At 69.2% G+C, this 15,441-nt stretch carries 15 protein-coding genes and 1 tRNA gene; 3 read left to right on the top strand and 13 right to left on the bottom strand.

All coding sequences use genetic code 11. The features are described 5' to 3' along the window. Window positions 1-37 precede the first annotated feature (37 nt). The 7 genes from AA0Y20_RS10290 to AA0Y20_RS10260 all read right to left on the bottom strand — a co-directional run bounded on the left by AA0Y20_RS10290 (window position 38) and on the right by AA0Y20_RS10260 (window position 7,645). Window positions 38-1,138: a D-alanine--D-alanine ligase family protein gene (locus AA0Y20_RS10290; protein ID WP_412939130.1), complete on the bottom strand. Its 1,101-nt coding sequence runs from the start codon at window positions 1,136-1,138 to the stop codon at window positions 38-40. Then, window positions 1,038-2,174 (bottom strand): NAD(P)H-dependent glycerol-3-phosphate dehydrogenase, encoded by a 1,137-nt coding sequence (locus AA0Y20_RS10285; RefSeq protein WP_412939129.1) that lies wholly within the window; start codon window positions 2,172-2,174, stop codon window positions 1,038-1,040. Before AA0Y20_RS10285 ends, AA0Y20_RS10290 begins: the two co-directional genes overlap by 101 nt. Further along, window positions 2,164-2,928, bottom strand: coding sequence for a lysophospholipid acyltransferase family protein (locus tag AA0Y20_RS10280; RefSeq protein WP_412939128.1), 765 nt, complete (start codon window positions 2,926-2,928; stop codon window positions 2,164-2,166). Before AA0Y20_RS10280 ends, AA0Y20_RS10285 begins: the two co-directional genes overlap by 11 nt. Window positions 2,929-2,931: 3 nt before the next feature. Then, the gene (gene murA / locus AA0Y20_RS10275; protein ID WP_412939127.1) at window positions 2,932-4,299 is read right to left on the bottom strand and encodes a UDP-N-acetylglucosamine 1-carboxyvinyltransferase; all 1,368 of its coding nucleotides are present in this window, start codon (window positions 4,297-4,299) and stop codon (window positions 2,932-2,934) included. A gap of 72 nt (window positions 4,300-4,371) precedes the next feature. Then, window positions 4,372-4,968: a 3-isopropylmalate dehydratase small subunit gene (leuD, locus tag AA0Y20_RS10270; RefSeq protein WP_412939126.1), complete on the bottom strand. Its 597-nt coding sequence runs from the start codon at window positions 4,966-4,968 to the stop codon at window positions 4,372-4,374. Window positions 4,969-4,970: 2 nt separating this feature from the next. Then, window positions 4,971-6,419, bottom strand: coding sequence for a 3-isopropylmalate dehydratase large subunit (gene leuC / locus AA0Y20_RS10265; RefSeq protein WP_412939125.1), 1,449 nt, complete (start codon window positions 6,417-6,419; stop codon window positions 4,971-4,973). Between the two features lie 152 nt (window positions 6,420-6,571). Continuing rightward, the gene (locus AA0Y20_RS10260) at window positions 6,572-7,645 is read right to left on the bottom strand and encodes a TerC family protein (RefSeq protein ID WP_412939124.1); all 1,074 of its coding nucleotides are present in this window, start codon (window positions 7,643-7,645) and stop codon (window positions 6,572-6,574) included. Between the two features lie 116 nt (window positions 7,646-7,761). Here AA0Y20_RS10260 and AA0Y20_RS10255 point away from each other — a divergent pair, with 116 nt between their 5' ends. Continuing rightward, window positions 7,762-8,322, top strand: coding sequence for an RNA polymerase sigma factor (locus tag AA0Y20_RS10255; protein ID WP_412939123.1), 561 nt, complete (start codon window positions 7,762-7,764; stop codon window positions 8,320-8,322). Further along, window positions 8,319-9,431: a DUF4349 domain-containing protein gene (locus AA0Y20_RS10250; RefSeq protein WP_412939122.1), complete on the top strand. Its 1,113-nt coding sequence runs from the start codon at window positions 8,319-8,321 to the stop codon at window positions 9,429-9,431. The genes AA0Y20_RS10255 and AA0Y20_RS10250 overlap by 4 nt, the downstream gene beginning before the upstream one ends. Window positions 9,432-9,500: 69 nt before the next feature. Here the strand turns inward: AA0Y20_RS10250 and AA0Y20_RS10245 are convergent. Continuing rightward, window positions 9,501-9,576, bottom strand: a tRNA-Glu gene (locus tag AA0Y20_RS10245). 121 nt (window positions 9,577-9,697) lie between these two features. On the opposite strand from AA0Y20_RS10245, the gene AA0Y20_RS10240 reads away from it, so the two are divergent. Then, the gene (locus tag AA0Y20_RS10240) at window positions 9,698-10,336 is read left to right on the top strand and encodes an MBL fold metallo-hydrolase (RefSeq protein ID WP_412939121.1); all 639 of its coding nucleotides are present in this window, start codon (window positions 9,698-9,700) and stop codon (window positions 10,334-10,336) included. A gap of 62 nt (window positions 10,337-10,398) precedes the next feature. On the opposite strand, the gene AA0Y20_RS10235 is transcribed toward AA0Y20_RS10240, so the two are convergent. From AA0Y20_RS10235 to AA0Y20_RS10215, 5 genes are all read right to left on the bottom strand, one after another. Next, entirely contained in the window at window positions 10,399-10,668 is a 270-nt protein-coding gene (locus AA0Y20_RS10235; RefSeq protein WP_091498658.1) for an HPr family phosphocarrier protein, read from the bottom strand. Window positions 10,669-10,680: 12 nt separating this feature from the next. Next, entirely contained in the window at window positions 10,681-12,759 is a 2,079-nt protein-coding gene (locus AA0Y20_RS10230) for a fructose-specific PTS transporter subunit EIIC (protein WP_412939120.1), read from the bottom strand. A 38-nt stretch (window positions 12,760-12,797) separates the two neighbouring features. Further along, complete coding sequence (locus AA0Y20_RS10225) at window positions 12,798-13,748, bottom strand: 1-phosphofructokinase family hexose kinase (RefSeq protein WP_412939745.1); 951 nt, start codon at window positions 13,746-13,748, stop codon at window positions 12,798-12,800. Next, window positions 13,745-14,521 (bottom strand): DeoR/GlpR family DNA-binding transcription regulator, encoded by a 777-nt coding sequence (locus AA0Y20_RS10220; protein ID WP_412939119.1) that lies wholly within the window; start codon window positions 14,519-14,521, stop codon window positions 13,745-13,747. Before AA0Y20_RS10220 ends, AA0Y20_RS10225 begins: the two co-directional genes overlap by 4 nt. Before the next feature lie 144 nt (window positions 14,522-14,665). Then, the gene (locus tag AA0Y20_RS10215) at window positions 14,666-15,439 is read right to left on the bottom strand and encodes a hypothetical protein (protein WP_412939118.1); all 774 of its coding nucleotides are present in this window, start codon (window positions 15,437-15,439) and stop codon (window positions 14,666-14,668) included. Window positions 15,440-15,441: the final 2 nt, after the last annotated feature.

Genomic DNA, 15,441 nt, shown 5'->3' with positions numbered 1-15,441 from the left:
CACCGACCGTCGACGGCGTCGGCTCAGAGGCGTCGGCTCAGACGCGAGCCGACGTGCGCGAGAGCGCGACCTCGATGAGCTCCGAGATCAGATCGCCGTAGCTGAGGCCGGAGGCGATCCAGCACTTGGGGAACATCGAGATCGGGGTGAACCCGGGCATCGTGTTGAGCTCGTTGACGTACAGGCCGTCCGCGGTCTGGAAGAAGTCGACGCGCGCCAGCCCGCGGCCGTCGACGGCATCGAAAGCCGCGACCGCCATGCGCTGCAGCGCAGCGATCTCGTCGACCGTGACGTCGGCGGGGCAGACGACCTCGGCACCGTCACCGCCGAGGTACTTGCCCTCGAAGTCGTAGAACTCGCGGGTCGTGAGGACGATCTCACCCGGCAGGGAGGCGCGTGCCGGCTCATCCCCGCGACCTTCCAAGACCGCGACCTCCACTTCGCGGCCGACGATCGCCGGCTCGATCAGCACCTTCCCGTCCTCCGCGAACGCCAGCTCGAGCGCCGCGTCGAGCTCGCCTGCCGCGTGGACCTTCGAGACGCCCACACTCGAACCGGCACGTGCCGGCTTCACGAAGCTCGGCAGGCCCAGCGCAGCGGCGTCCGCGCGAACGGCGTCGGGATCGCGACGCCACCGAGCCTCGTCGACCGTCACCCAGGGGGCCACGGGGATGCCGGCGGCCTGCAGCACGATCTTCATGAAGTGCTTGTCCATGCACAGCGCGGAGTCGAAGACCCCGCCGCCGGCGTAGGGCAGCTGCAGCGTGTCGAAGAAGCCCTGGATCGTGCCGTCCTCGCCGTGCGGGCCGTGCAGGATCGGCAGCACCACGTCGATCTCGCCGAGAGCGTCGATCGAGCCGTCGGCGCGGCGGACGTGCAGCTCGCGACGACCGCCGGGTTCCGGCCACAGCACCCGCGTGCCGTTGTCGGCCACCTCGGGCATCCGCTCCGGGTTCAGCGCGAACTTGTCGGCGTCGTCGTCCTCGAGGACGAAGGCACCTTCGCGCGTGATCCCGACGGGAATCACGCGGTAGCGCTCACGATCGATCGCGCGCAGAACCCCGGCCGCCGTTGCGGAACTGATCGAATGCTCGCTGGAACGCCCGCCGAAGAGCACCGCTACTGTTGTCGTCGCCATGGGGGGTCCTCTCGCCGGTCGGCTTGTCGTCGTCGGTGGTCAGGTGGGGCGCGATGTCGCGCGGGTTCATCGTGCCGTCGAGGACCATCTTGACCTGCTCGACGATAGGCATCTGCACGCCCGCCGCCCGGGCGAGGGTCAGAACAGGCGCTACCGATGCGAGGCCCTCGGCGGTCTGGTCCATCTGCTTCACGACATCTTGGAACGAGAAGCCCTGTCCGAGCAGACGTCCCGCGGTGTTGTTGCGGCTGAGGGGCGACTGGCACGTCGCGATGAGGTCGCCGAGCCCGGCGAGACCCTGGAGCGTCTCGGGGTGCGCGCCCTGAGCAACCGCGAAATCGGTCATCTCGACGAGGCCGCGGGTGATGATGGAGGCCTTCGTGTTCTCGCCGTAGCCGACGCCGTCGACGATCCCGATGGCGACGGCGATCAGGTTCTTCAGCACGCCGCCGAACTCGGTCCCGATGACGTCGGTGTTCACGAACGATCGGAAGTAGGCGTTCCGCGAGCGCAGCGCGACGGCCTCGGCGGTCTCGTGACTGGCCGATGCGATGACGGCGGCCGTGGGCTGTTCGCGGGCGATCTCGAGGGCCAGGTTCGGGCCGGATGCCACGGCGATGCGATTCGGGTCGCAGTCGAGACCCTGCTCGATGACTTGGCTCATCCGCAGCCCGGTGCGCTTCTCGACGCCCTTCATGAGGGAGACGACGGGCATGGAGCTCCCGGCGATGAGCGGACGGATCGCGGTGAGGTTCTCGCGCAGCGCCTGACTCGAGACGGCGAGGTACACCTGCTCGGCGCCCTGCAGCGCCTCGGACAGATGATGGGTGGCCGTCATCGACCGCGGCAGGTTGATGCCCGGCAGGTACCGGCTGTTGCGCTTGCCCTCGCGGATCTCGTGCGCCAGCTCGGCGCGGCGCGCCCACATCGTGACCTGCGCCCCGCCGTCGGCGAGCACCTTTCCGAAGGTCGTTCCCCAGCTGCCGGACCCGATGACGGTGACGCGGGGGGCGGGGGTCTCGGTCTTACGGCTCAAGGCGACCCGTCTCCTTCTGACCGTGCTGTCCCGGGTTCCAGCGCTCGGCCGGCGGGTCCTCGCCGCGAAGCTCGCCCAGCAGACCCGCGATACGCGCCATCACGGCATCCGTGCCGGCCACCAGCTGCGCCGGTGAGGGGGTCACGCCGGGCTCGAAGGGAAGCTCGACCTTCGGACCGAAACGCACGCGGATGCGCTTGCGGAGCGGCCAGGCGCTGAACTTCCCATAACGCGGAAGGATCGACTGCACGCCCCAGGTGGCAACCGGGATGATCGGGATGTCACCGGCGGCGGCGACGCGGACGGCGCCCGACTTCCCGCGCATCGGCCACAGGTCGGGCTCACGGGTCAGCGATCCCTCGGGGTAGACGATCACGCCGCGGCCGTCGGCGACGAGCCCGGCGGCCTGCGAGATCGCCTGTCCCGCTGCCGAGGCAGACGTCGTCCGCGAGACGGGGATCATCCCGAGGCCCTTCAGCACGGCACCGACGACGGGAACGCGGAAGAGGCTCTCCTTCGCCATGAACCGCGGCGCACGCCCCAGTCGCCAGGTCGCGACGGCGATGACGATGGGGTCGAACTCGCTGTAGTGATTGGGCGCGAGGACGTACGGGCCCTCTTCCGGAAGGTGCTCCGCACCCTCGATCTCGATCCGCGCGAGCAGACCGACCGCCGGCACGACGACGGCCGCGGCCAACCAGAAGGGAGTCGGCTTCGTCTTCTCCGCAGACGCGCGACGTCGGTTCTCGGACACGTGTCAGCCGATGATGTCGAAGTCGGCGCCGAGAGCCTCGAGCTTGTCGAAGAACTTCTCGTATCCCCGGCGGATGATCCCGACGTTGCGGACGACCGACGTGCCCTCGGCTGCGAGGGCCGCGATCACGTAGCTGTAACCGCCGCGGAGATCGGGGACGACGACATCCGCTCCGTGAAGCGGCGTCGGGCCCGTGATGACCGCCGCCTGCTCGAGCGCACGACGCGGGACTCGGCGATCCGGGCTCGCGATGCCCTCGGGGTGCACGACGATCTGCGCACCCATCTTGTTGAGCGCCTGGGTGAATCCGAGACGGTTCTCGTACACCGTCTCGTGCACCGTCGAGACCCCGGGGGCCTGCGTGAGGGCGACGATGAGCGGCTGCTGCCAGTCGGTCATGAATCCCGGGTGGACGTCGGTCTCGACCGAGACGGGACGCAGTGCCCCGTCTCGGCGGAAGCGGATGCCGTCCTCCTGGATGTCGAAGTCGCCGCCGGCCTTGCGGAAGACGTTGAGGAAGGTCAGCATCTCCTGCTGCTTCGCGCCGCCGACGAAGATGTCGCCGTCGGTCGCAAGGGCCGCGCACGCCCAAGACGCCGCTTCGTTGCGATCGAAGATCGATCGGTGGTCGTAGCCCCGGAGCTTGTCGACACCCTCGATGAAGATGACGCGGTTCGGCTCGTAGGAGATGATCGCGCCCATCTTCTGCAGGACGGCGATCAGGTCCATGATCTCGGGCTCGATCGCGGCGTTGCGCAACTCCGTCGTGCCTTTGGCCCGCACCGCGGTCAGCAGGACCTGCTCCGTGGCCCCGACGCTCGGGTAAGGCAGTTCGATGTCCGCCCCGTGAAGGCCGTCGGGCGCCGAGAGACGGATGCCGCTGGGCTGCTTGTCGACGGTCGCGCCGAACTTGCGAAGCGCGTCGAGGTGGAAGTCGATCGGACGGTCGCCGATGCGGCATCCGCCGAGGTCGGGGATGAACGCCTGACCGAGGAGGTGGAGGAGAGGCCCGCAGAAGAGGATCGGGATGCGCGACGCTCCCGCGTGCGCGTCGATCTCTTCGAAGCCCGCCGACTCGGCCCCGCTCGGGTCGAGCCGGTACGTGCCCGCACCGTCATCGACGACCGTCACACCGTGCACCTCGAGGAGCGAGCGCACGACCGCCACGTCGCTGATCTCGGGGACGTCGCGCAGGACGCTCTCAGTCCCGCCGAGCAGCGAGGCGACCATCGCCTTGGTCGCGAAGTTCTTCGCTCCCTTGACGTCGACACGTCCGACGAGGGGGCGTCCGCCCCGGATCTCGAGGATCTCGCCGTTCTCGCGGCGGCTGCCGTTCTCCGATGCGGTCGGCTCACTCGTCGGAGTGCTCATGCAGGACTTCCTCACTTGGTGATCGAGGGCGGGGCGGATCTTCGCCCCACGGGTCAGGGGCGTGATCCGGGGCTACGCGACGGGGAGTGTCCGGGGTCGCCACGCCTCACGGCGCGCCTCGAACTGCGCGATGGCCTCTTCATTGCGCAGCGTGAGCCCGATGTCGTCGAGCCCTTCGAGAAGCCTCCAACGAGTGTAATCGTCGATCTCGAAGGGGACTCGGAGGTCACCGAGAGCGGCGATGCGAGCCTCGAGATCGACCGTCATGCGCACGCCGGGCTGTGCATCCACGGCAGCCCAGATCGCCTCGCGGTCCGACTCGGAGATCACGCCGGCGAGCAGCCCCTGCTTGCCGGCGTTGCCGCGGAAGATGTCCGCGAACTTGGGGGCGAGCACGACGCGGAAGCCGTAGTCGCGCAACGCCCAGACGGCGTGCTCGCGACTCGACCCGGTTCCGAAGTCGGGACCGGCGACGAGGATCGACGCATCCGCGAAGGCGGACTGGTTGAGCACGAACTCGGGGTCCTGACGCCAGTTCGCGAAGAGGGCGTCCTCGAAGCCGGTCTTGGTGACGCGCTTGAGGTAGACGGCGGGGATGATCTGGTCGGTGTCGACCGCGGAACGCTTCAGCGGAGCGACGACGCCGGTGTGGGTCTCGAACTTCTCCATCGTCAGGCCTCGACCTTCTCGCGTGCGGGCAGATCGCTCGGTGACGCGAGGCGTCCGAGCACAGCGGTGGCGGCGGCCACGAGCGGCGACACCAGGTGGGTGCGACCCCCCTTGCCCTGACGGCCCTCGAAGTTGCGGTTGCTCGTCGAAGCGCACCGCTCCCCCGGCGCGAGCTGATCGGGATTCATGCCCAGACACATCGAGCAGCCGGCGAAGCGCCACTCGGCGCCGAACTCGGTGAAGACGCGATCGAGACCCTCGGCCTCGGCTTCGAGACGGACGCGGGCAGAGCCCGGGACGACCATGACGCGGACACCGTCGGCTTTCGTGCGTCCCTCGATGATCGACGCGAACGCACGCAGGTCCTCGATGCGACTGTTGGTGCACGACCCCATGAAGACCGCATCGACCGGGATCTCCTTGAGCGGAGTGCCCGGCTGCAGGTCCATGTATTCGAGTGCGCGCTCGGCGGCGGCCTTCTCGTTCGGGTCGACGAAGTCGTCGGGCGACGGGACCGTCGCGCTCAGCGAGACACCCTGGCCGGGGTTGGTGCCCCAGGTGACGAAGGGCTCGAGCTCGGCCGCGTCGATGAAGATCTCGGCGTCGTAGACCGCGCCCTCGTCGCTGGGGAGCGTGCGCCAGTAGGCGACGGCGTCTTCCCAGTCCTGCCCGGTCGGGGCATGCGGACGCCCCTTGACGTAATCGAAGGTGATGTCGTCGGGGGCCACCATCCCGGCACGGGCGCCGGCCTCGATCGACATGTTGCACATGGTCATGCGCCCCTCCATCGAGAGGGCGCGGATCGCGCTGCCGCGGTACTCGAGCACGTAGCCCTGACCACCGTTGGTCCCGATCTCGGCGATCACGGCGAGGATGATGTCCTTCGCCGTCACGCCCTCCTTCAGCTCGCCCTCGACGGTGATCGCCATGGTCTTGAACGGCTTCAGAGGCAGCGTCTGGGTCGCCATGACGTGCTCGACCTCGCTCGTGCCGATGCCGAACGCCATGGCGCCGAACGCGCCGTGCGTCGAGGTGTGGCTGTCGCCGCACACGACGGTGATGCCGGGCATCGTCAGACCCAGCTGCGGGCCGACGACGTGGACGATTCCCTGTTCGGCGTCACCGAGAGAGTGCAGGCGGACGCCGAACTCCTCGGCGTTGCGCCGCAGGGTCTCGATCTGGGTCCGGCTCGTGAGATCGGCAATCGGCTTGTCGATGTCGAGGGTCGGGGTGTTGTGGTCCTCGGTGGCGATCGTGAGGTCGAGCCGCCGCAGCGGGCGCCCCTCTGCGCGCAGGCCGTCGAAGGCCTGCGGGCTCGTGACCTCGTGCACGAGGTGCAGGTCGATGTAGATCAGGTCGGGCTGACCGTCTTCACCCTTGACGACGAGGTGGTCGTCCCAGACCTTCTCGGCCAGGGTGCGCGGGCGCTCGGGAGGGGTGGGAATGCTCATGGGGTTTCGTTCTCCTTGCGAACCGGGATCAAGCCCACGACGGACTCCGCGGCGAGGAAGGGCTCAGAACGAGACCTCGCCGCGGCCGCTAAGGAGAAGGCGAGCGATCCGCATGGGGTCAGAATACCACCGGGCGCGAGGACGGCGACCGGTCACGAGCGCTCGTCGTCCCGAGCTCGCGGCTGCTGGACCGTCGGGGGCGTGCCCTGCTCTCCGGCGACGGCGGCGGCTGCTTCGGTCGGGCCGGCGGCATCGCCGTCGCGACGAGCGGCGATCAGGCTGGCGACGGTCGCGACGAGCATCGCGCCGATGATGACCCCGAGAGAGACCCACGTCGAGATCTCCGGAGCCCACGCGATCCCGTCTCCGCCGTTGATGAACGCGAGCTCGTTCTCGTGCATGGCGTGGAGGATCAGCTTGACGCCGATGAACGCGAGGATGAACGCGATGCCGTAGTGCAGGTACTTCAGCCGGTCGAGCAGATCGCCGAGCAGGAAGTAGAGCTGACGCAGCCCCATGAGCGCGAAGATGTTCGCCGTGAACACCAGGAACGGATCCTGGGTGATGCCGAAGATGGCGGGGATCGAATCGAGGGCGAACAGCAGATCGGTGACACCGATCGCGACGAACACGATGATCATCGGGGTGAACATCCGCTTGCCGTTGACGACGGTGCGCACCTTGGGCCCGTCGTACTCGTCGGAGATGTCGACGGTCCGCCGGATGATGCGGACGAGGAAGCTCTCCTTCTTCACATCGTCGTCGTGATCGCCCTCGGGGAGCGCCTGCTTGATCGCCGTGTAGATCAGGAAGGCCCCGAAGATGTAGAAGACCCAGCTGAACTGCTCGATGATCGCTGCCCCGGCGAGGATGAACAGGCCGCGCAGCACGAGCGCGATGATGATGCCGACCATCAGGACCTTCTGCTGATACCGCCGCGGTACCGAGAACTGGCTCATGATCAGCACGAACACGAAGAGGTTGTCGATCGACAGGCTGTACTCCGTGAGCCATCCCGCGACGAACTGTCCGGCATGCTCGACATCGGCCACCGCCCAGAGGATGCCGGCGAACACCAGCGCGAGCGACACGTAGAACAGCACCCACAGCGTCGATTCCTTCGGCGACGGGATGTGGGGCCGCTTGACGATGATGAGCAGATCGGCGACGAGCACGAGCACCAGGACGACGAGTGCGACGATCTGGAACGGCACGGGGAGGTCCATGCGAGCCTTTCGGGGAGGAAGCCTCCCGAGACTACACCCCGGCTCCCCCGCGCCCCGGGTGTGAGACGGTGTGCGACGACGCGACACTGATGGGGTGAGGGAAGGAACTCGGACGCATGGTCGACATGGTCACACGCGGTGACGCCGAACTCGTCGAGGCGGCGGCATCCGGAAGCGAGCACGCCTTCCGCGCGCTCTACCGGGCCTACGTACGACCGGTGTACTGGCTCGCACACGGGCTGCTGGGCGATCCCGCAGAAGCCGAGGACGCGACCCAGGAGACGTTCCTCGTCGCCTGGCGCAAGCTCCCCGACCTCGATCTGGCGGGCGAGTCCCTCCTCCCGTGGCTCGTCACGATCTGCAGGTTCCAGAGCGCGAACCGGATCCGTCGCCGCCAACGGGAACGTCGGCATACGACCGACGCGGATGCCGCAGACGTCGCTGACACGGTGGACGTCGAGCGGCAGGTCGTGCAGAGCGATCTCGTCGAGCGCATCCTCGCCGCCGTCGGCTCCCTCAGCCCACTCGACCAGGACATCTTCCGGCTCTGCGCCGCGGAGGGGTTCGCCTATCAGGCGGCAGCCGACCGGCTCGGCGTCAGCCACGGGACGGTCCGGAACCGCCTGTCCCGCATCCGCACATTCGTCCGTTCGAGCGTTGAACCGGAGCAGTCATGAACGATCTACCCACCCTGGACGACCGCCGCGTCGATGCGATCGAAGAGGCGCTGTTCGCGGACATCGCACGCGAGCGAGCTGAACGGCAGGCCCGAGACGACCTCTCCGCGGCCCGGCGACGACGTCGCCGCCGCGCGTGGTGGGGCGCATCGGGCGCAGCGGCGGCCGTGATCGTCGTGGCCGCGGCCATCGCGCCGCAGTTGACGGGCGCGAGCGGAGGGGCCTCTTCGGTCGCCCCCGCCGCCGAACCGGGCTGGACGCTCGGCACGCTCGAGGACGGTGGCGTCTCGCGAGACGGCAGCATGTCCGACGCGGCTCCTGAGCCTTTCGCCCTCGACGGCTCCGACGCCGGGATCTCGGCGAGCCGTGCCGAGACCGGCGCCGCAGCAGACGGACGCGACGTCGTCGCGACGGCGTCGGCCTCGGTGACCGCCGGCGATCCGCGCGCTGCGGCGCAGACGATCGCCGACGCAGCGATCGCCGCCGGCGGCTACGTCGAGTCGATGAGCCTCGGCGACGGCGGATCGGCGCCCCTCGACGGTGTCGCGACGTGGCCCCGCTCGTCGGGGACGGCATGGGTGAGCGTGCGCGTTCCGGCGACGAGCCTCGAGGACATCATCGCGGGTCTTACAGATATCGGGGAGGTCGAGAGCTCGCAGGTCTCGCGCGACGATGTGACGACCCAGGCCACGGATCTCCGTGCTCGAGTCGCCGCCGGGCAGGCCTCGGTCGAGCGGCTGACGGAGCTCATGGGTCAAGCCGGTTCGGTCGCGGATCTCATCGCGGCCGAGTCCGCGCTCGCCGAGCGCCAAGCCGACCTCGACTCGTTGCAGCAGCAGCTCACCGCGCTCGAGTCGCAGGTCGCCCTGTCATCGCTCACCGTCCAGCTGCAGGCGCCGGCCGAGAAGGTCGACGCCGACCCCGCAGGATTCGGTGACGGCCTCGCGACGGGGTGGAACGGTCTCATCGCGACGTTCAACGGGATCGTCGTGGCACTCGGCTTCCTGCTGCCCTGGCTCGCCGTGATCGGGCTCGCGGCCCTGCTGATCTGGCTCGTCGTCTCGACGACTCGTCGGCGCCGCGCGCGGCGGAGCTCGACCGGCTCCTGACCGCACGGCACCGGGTGGCCGTTCCCCGGAAACGCGAAACGCCCATCCAGATGGATGGGCGTTTCGTGATGGTGACCCCAGCGGGATTCGAACCCGCGTTACCGCCGTGAGAGGGCGGCGTACTAGGCCGCTATACGATGGGGCCGTACTTTTTTGTCTTCTCCGGGGCTCCGGAGGCAACCGTTAAAGTATGCCACGGCCTCGCGCATCCGGCAAAATCGGGGCCCCCGTTGCCCTCTCGGGCGTGTCGGGCGTTGACTGGGGGCATGCACGTCACCAAGCACGAACACGCCTGCCTGCGCCTCGAAAGCGACGGCAAGACCCTCATCATCGACCCCGGCACGTTCACCTCGCCGCTCCAGGACCTGCACGACGTCGTGGCCGTCGTCATCACGCACGAGCACCCCGACCACTGGACGTCACAGCACCTGTCGGACATCCTCGAGCAGTTCCCGAACATCCCGGTCTACGGGCCCGAGGGCGTCGTACGCGCGGCCGCAGGGTTCGACATCCGCGAGGTATCCCCCGGAGACAAGCTCGAAGCGGGACCGTTCAGCCTCGAGTTCTTCGGCGGACGCCACGCGGTGATCCACGAGTCGATCCCAGTGATCGACAACGTCGGCGTCCTCGTCGACGATGCGTTCTACTACCCCGGCGATTCGTACGCGGTGCCCAAGGGTGCGGACGTGAAGCTCCTGGCGGCCCCCGTGGGGGCACCGTGGCTGAAGATCGGCGACGCGATGGACTTCGTGCTCGAGATCAAGCCGCAGCGCGTCTTCGCGACCCACGACATGACACTCTCGCCGGCGGGGCTCTCGATGGGACGGGAACGGCTGACGTGGGCGGCGCAGCAGAACGGCGGCGACTTCGTCGCGCTCGACCCGGGCGACGCCACCGACATCTGACCCGCGGAAACGACGGATGCCGTGGACCCGAAGGTCCACGGCATCCGTGTGTTCCGAGCGGATCAGGCCGCGTCGTGGTCGATCTCGAGGAAGGCGACGAGCTCGTCGAGGGCCTTCTCGGCACCCTCGCCCTCAGCCTTGAGCGTCACGACCGAGCCCTGCGAGGCGCCCAGGCCCATGATGCTCAGGATGCTGCCGGCGTTCAGGTCGGCGCCGCCCTCGACGGCGATCGTGACGGGAACGCCCTTCGACTGCACCTCCTGCACGAAGAGCTTCGCGGGGCGGGCGTGCAGTCCGGAGCTGCTCGCGATGGTGGCGGTGCGTTCTGCCATGGTGGTGTCTCCTCAGACTGTCGCGGTCGCCACGGCCGGGGCCGGGGCGGTGGGGCTCTTGCGGACGTACTTCTTGAGCACGACGAGCAACAGCGCAGAAACGACCGTACCCGCCAGAAGCGCGACGAAGAAACCCCACACCGGCGAGATGGCGAAGAGCACGAACACGCCGCCGTGCGGAGCGAAGCTCTGGACGCCGAACCACATGCTCAGCGCACCGGTGATCGCGCCGCCGACGAGCGAGGCAGGGATGACGCGCAGCGGGTCGGCCGCGGCGAACGGGATCGCGCCCTCGCTGATGAAGGAAGCGCCGAGCAGCCAGGCCGCCTTGCCGTTCTCGCGCTCGACGGGGGTGAAGAGCGGCCGGGCGAGGACCGTCGAGGCGAGCGCCAGGGCCAGGGGCGGGACCATGCCGGCGGTCATGACCGCGGCCATGATCAGGTACGGCGCGGTGTTCTCGGTGGAGGCGGCCGCAAGTCCGGTCGTCGCGAATACGTAGGCGACCTTGTTGATCGGACCGCCGAGGTCGAAGCACATCATCAGGCCGAGGATCACGCCGACGACGATGAGGCCCGCTCCGCTCTGGGTGAGGTTCGTGAGCCCGTCGGTCAGGAGCGCCATGAGCGCGGCGATGGGGCGGCCCAGGAACAGGATCATGAGACCCGAGGCGACGATCGAACCGAGCAGCGGAATGATGACCACGGGCATCAGACCGCGCAGCCAGCGCGGGGCGGGGAGGCGTCCGAGCCACCAGGCCACGAAACCGGCGAGGAAACCTCCGATGATGCCGCCGATGAAGCCGGCGCTCATCGTGACCGCGATCGCACCGGCGACGAATCCGGGAGCGATGCCCGGACGGTCGGCGATCGCGTAGGCGATGTAGCCGGCGAGGGCCGCCACCAGGAACCCCATGGATGTCGAGCCGATCATGAACGCCACCGACCCGAGGTACTGGCCGAGCGGCCCGAACGGCGAGGTGATGTCGGTGGTCGGCAGGTTCCACAGCGCGTTGTCGATGATGACGTTCTTCGCGTTGTCGGTGACTTCGTAGCCGCCGAGGGCGAAGCCGAGGGCGATCAGCAGTCCACCGCCGGCGACGAAGGGGATCATGTAGCTGACGCCGGTGAGCAGGATGCGCTGGATCTTCGCGCCCCACGACAGGTTCTGCGTCGCGGTGCCCGCGCCGGAACCGGCATCCGCTGCGGCACCGCTCACACGCGCGGCGCTCGGGTTGGATGCTGCGGCGACGGCCTCACGGATCATCTGCGCCGGCTGCTCGATGCCGCGCTTGACACCCGAACGGATGACCGGCTTGCCTGCGAAGCGCGAGATCTCGCGGACGTCGACGTCGGTGGCGAAGATGACGGCATCGGCGTTGTCGATGACGGATGCGGGCAGCGCCTGGTATCCGCTCGAGCCCTGGGGCTCGACGACGAGGTCGACTCCGGCTTCCTTGCCCGCCGCCGTCAGGGCGTCAGCAGCCATGAAGGTGTGGGCGATGCCCGTGGCGCATGAGGTGACGGCGACGATGCGGGCGGGTCGGCCGTCGATCGTGAGGTCATCGGCCGGGGCGGTGGCGGGAGCGGCCGGCGCGGCAGCGGCCGGCGCGGACGTCGGCGCTGCAGCCGTTGCGGCGTCCCCCTCGCCGATCGCGGCACGAACCGTCCGCACGACGTCGTCGGGCGTCGCCGCGGCGCGGAGGTCGCTCGTGAACGTGTCCTGCATCAGACTCCGCGCGAGACGCGACAGGACGGCGAGGTGCTCCTCGGCGGCGTGCTCGGGCGCGGCGATGAGGAAGACCAGGTCGGCGGGGCCATCGGGCGCCCCGAAGGCCACGCCGGGCTTCAGGCGCGCGAACGCGAGCGACGCCTGCGTCACCGCGGCGCTCTTCGCGTGCGGGATCGCGATGCCGCCCGGAAGTCCGGTCTCATCCTTGTCCTCGCGGGCGATCGCGTCGTTCGCGAGCGCATCGGCGTCCGTGGCGCGGCCCTGCGCTGCGACGAGGCGAGCGAGGGCGCGGATCACGTCCTTCTTGTCGGTCCCGAGGGGCGCGTCGAGGCTGACGAGCTCCGGGGTGATGGTGTCGGACACGGTGTCCTCCTGGGTCGAGTGTTGCGGGGTCGTTGGGATCAGAGAGGGAGCGCACGGACGGGGATGTCCGCGGTGGGGAGGTCGGCGGGTGCCGGTGCTTGCGTGCCGTCGAGGGCCGCAGCAGCCGAGCCGTATCGGATGGCGGAGACGAGCGATGAGGCGGGCTCTTCCCCGCGCGAATCGGCCAGCAGGAAGCCCGCAAGCGAGCTGTCGCCCGCGCCGACCGTGCTGCGCACGCGGGTGGGAGGCGGCGAGGCCGCCCACGCGCCGCGGTCGGACACGAAGACCGCCCCGTCGCCGCCGAGAGTGACGAGCGCGGCCCCCACCGTCGCGGGGACGAGCTCGCGAGCGGCGAGGTGCACCGCGTCGGCGAGGGTGTCGGCTGCCGGCAGTGCAGCACCGAGGAGATCGGCGAGCTCTTCGTCGTTCGGTTTGATGAGGTCGGGACGCCCGTCGGCCACAACCGCGCGCAGAGCCGGCCCCGACGTGTCGACAGCGATACGGGGGGCGTCAGCGCCGAGCCGCTCGCGTACCGCGCGGATGACTCGTACATAGGCGTCGTCGGGCAGACCGGGCGCGAGCGAACCGGCGAGCACGAGCCACTGGGCGCCGCGAGCGCATTCCGCGACCACGTCGATCACGTCGTCGAGGTCTGCGGAGCTCAGGGCCACGCCGGGGAGATTGATCTTCGTGGTCTCTCCCGCGGGATCCGTGACCGCGATGTTGGCGCGGGTGCGGCCGCGCACCGGTACCGCCCGTACGTCGAGGTCCTCTGCCGCGAGCGCAGCCGCGAACGGGTCGGCGGGGTCAAGCGGAAGCACGGCGAGGCTGTCGGCTCCCGACGCGCGCAGGACACGTGCCACGTTGATGCCCTTGCCCCCGGCGTCCTCACGGACAGCGGACGCCGTCTGGACCTCGCCGACGCGCAGGGCGGCGTCGATCGAGATCGTCCGGTCGAGCGACGGGTGCACCGTCAGGGTCACGATCATGCGGTCCATACCTCCACGTCGGCTTCGCGCAGGGCGCGGGTGAGATCGGCGTCGGGCTCCCGGTCGGTCACGACGACATCGAGGTCCGACAGGTCGGCGAACGAGACGAGCAGCTCGGCGTCGAACTTGTCCGCGTCGACGAGCAGGATGACGCGCCGGGCTCCGGCGACGACGGCGCGCTTCACAGCGGCCTCGTCCGGGTCGGGCGTCGTGAGCCCGGCACCGCGGGCGATCCCGTTCGTGCCGAGGAACGCCACGTCGGGGCGCAGCCGCGAGATGGCGGCGACGGTGTCCGACCCGACGGCCGCCGCGGTGAGACCGCGGACCCGCCCGCCGATCGCGGTCAGGCCGATGCCGCTGGCGCCCGCGAGCGAGTGGGCGATTGTCATGGAGTGCGTGACGACCTCGAGTCCGCTGTCAGCGCCGCGCGCGACCAGGGCGGCCGCGAAGGCGCCGGTGGTCGTTCCGGCGTCGACGTAGATGGAGCCCGCGGCGACCGGCAGAGCCGCGAGAGCCCGCTCCGCGATCCGTTCCTTGGCGGCCGAATGACGCTGGGATCGTTCCGCGACCGAAGGCTCGGCCGTACTGACCCGCTCGGCGGACACCGCGCCGCCGTGGACGCGCCGAAGGACGCCGGATTCCTCGAGGACCGCGAGGTCACGACGGACGGTCTCGGTCGTGACGTCGAAGCGTGATGCCAGGTCGACGACGGCCACGCGACCGTTCGCGGTGAGCATTCGTTCGATGAGCTGCTGGCGCTCCATTGCGTACACGACATCCTCCTTCGGATGCCCACACGTTACAACGCAATCAAACCTAAAGCAACACAAACCAACATCGACGTCGATCACGCGTCGCGAACGACGAAGGGAGGCGCCGGCCGAAGCCGACGCCTCCCCTCAGGAAGAACCCGAGACTCAGGCCTCGCTCATCGCGATGACCTCCTGCTGGCCGCGTGCCGCGAGGGCCGCGGCGCGGGCCGCGATGCGGCGCTCCTGCTCGATCTGTCCGGAGTCGAGGATCTCCTGGTCGACCGGGTAGCTGTCGACCTTGTTCACGCCGTTGTACTTGGCGATGTAGGCGTCGAGCTCCGGACCCGACTCCCACGACGTGATGAGGCAGTAGCGGGGCTCGTCGCCGTAGTGAGCGGCGGCGTGCCACAGGCGCTGCGTGTCGACGATCAGCTGCGCACCGGCGGGAAGCGCGATGCGCGTCTCCTCGCTGGGGTCGGTGCGGTTCTCGCGGAGCACGAAGTAGCTCGTCTTGTCGTCCGTGAGGTTGAAGAAACCACGGACGACCCACCCGGTGCCGTCGGGGTTGAGGCGGTTGTTGTCGTCCTGGTGAAGGTTGTAGAGGCAGTCGGCGTAGGTGTTCGGCTGCAGCTCGATGATGCGGCAGCGGCCGACGTTGGCGCCGGGCTCCTGTGCGCGCGCGGTGAGGGTCGGTGCGATCGCGGTCTGCGAGTCGATCCAGACGCCGTCCTTATCGGTGCGCGGCGGCTTGTGGTTCCAGAAACCGTTGCACTCGATCTCACCCTTGGCGGAGGCCAGCGGGGCGAAGCGGGTGTCGCCGGAGGACTTCCAGTCGACGTACTCGACGTCGAGCCATTCCTTCGGATCGATCTCCTTGTTGTAGCGGTCGAGGACGACGTAGCCGGTCTCCTCGAGGGCAGCGGACTTGATGTAACCCATGA

This window comes from Microbacterium pratiae, from assembly GCF_047302165.1.
Taxonomy (GTDB): Bacteria; Actinomycetota; Actinomycetes; order Actinomycetales; family Microbacteriaceae; genus Microbacterium.
The sequence above is the reverse complement of the archived record's forward strand: the minus strand, read 5'-3'. Positions and strand labels throughout refer to the sequence as shown.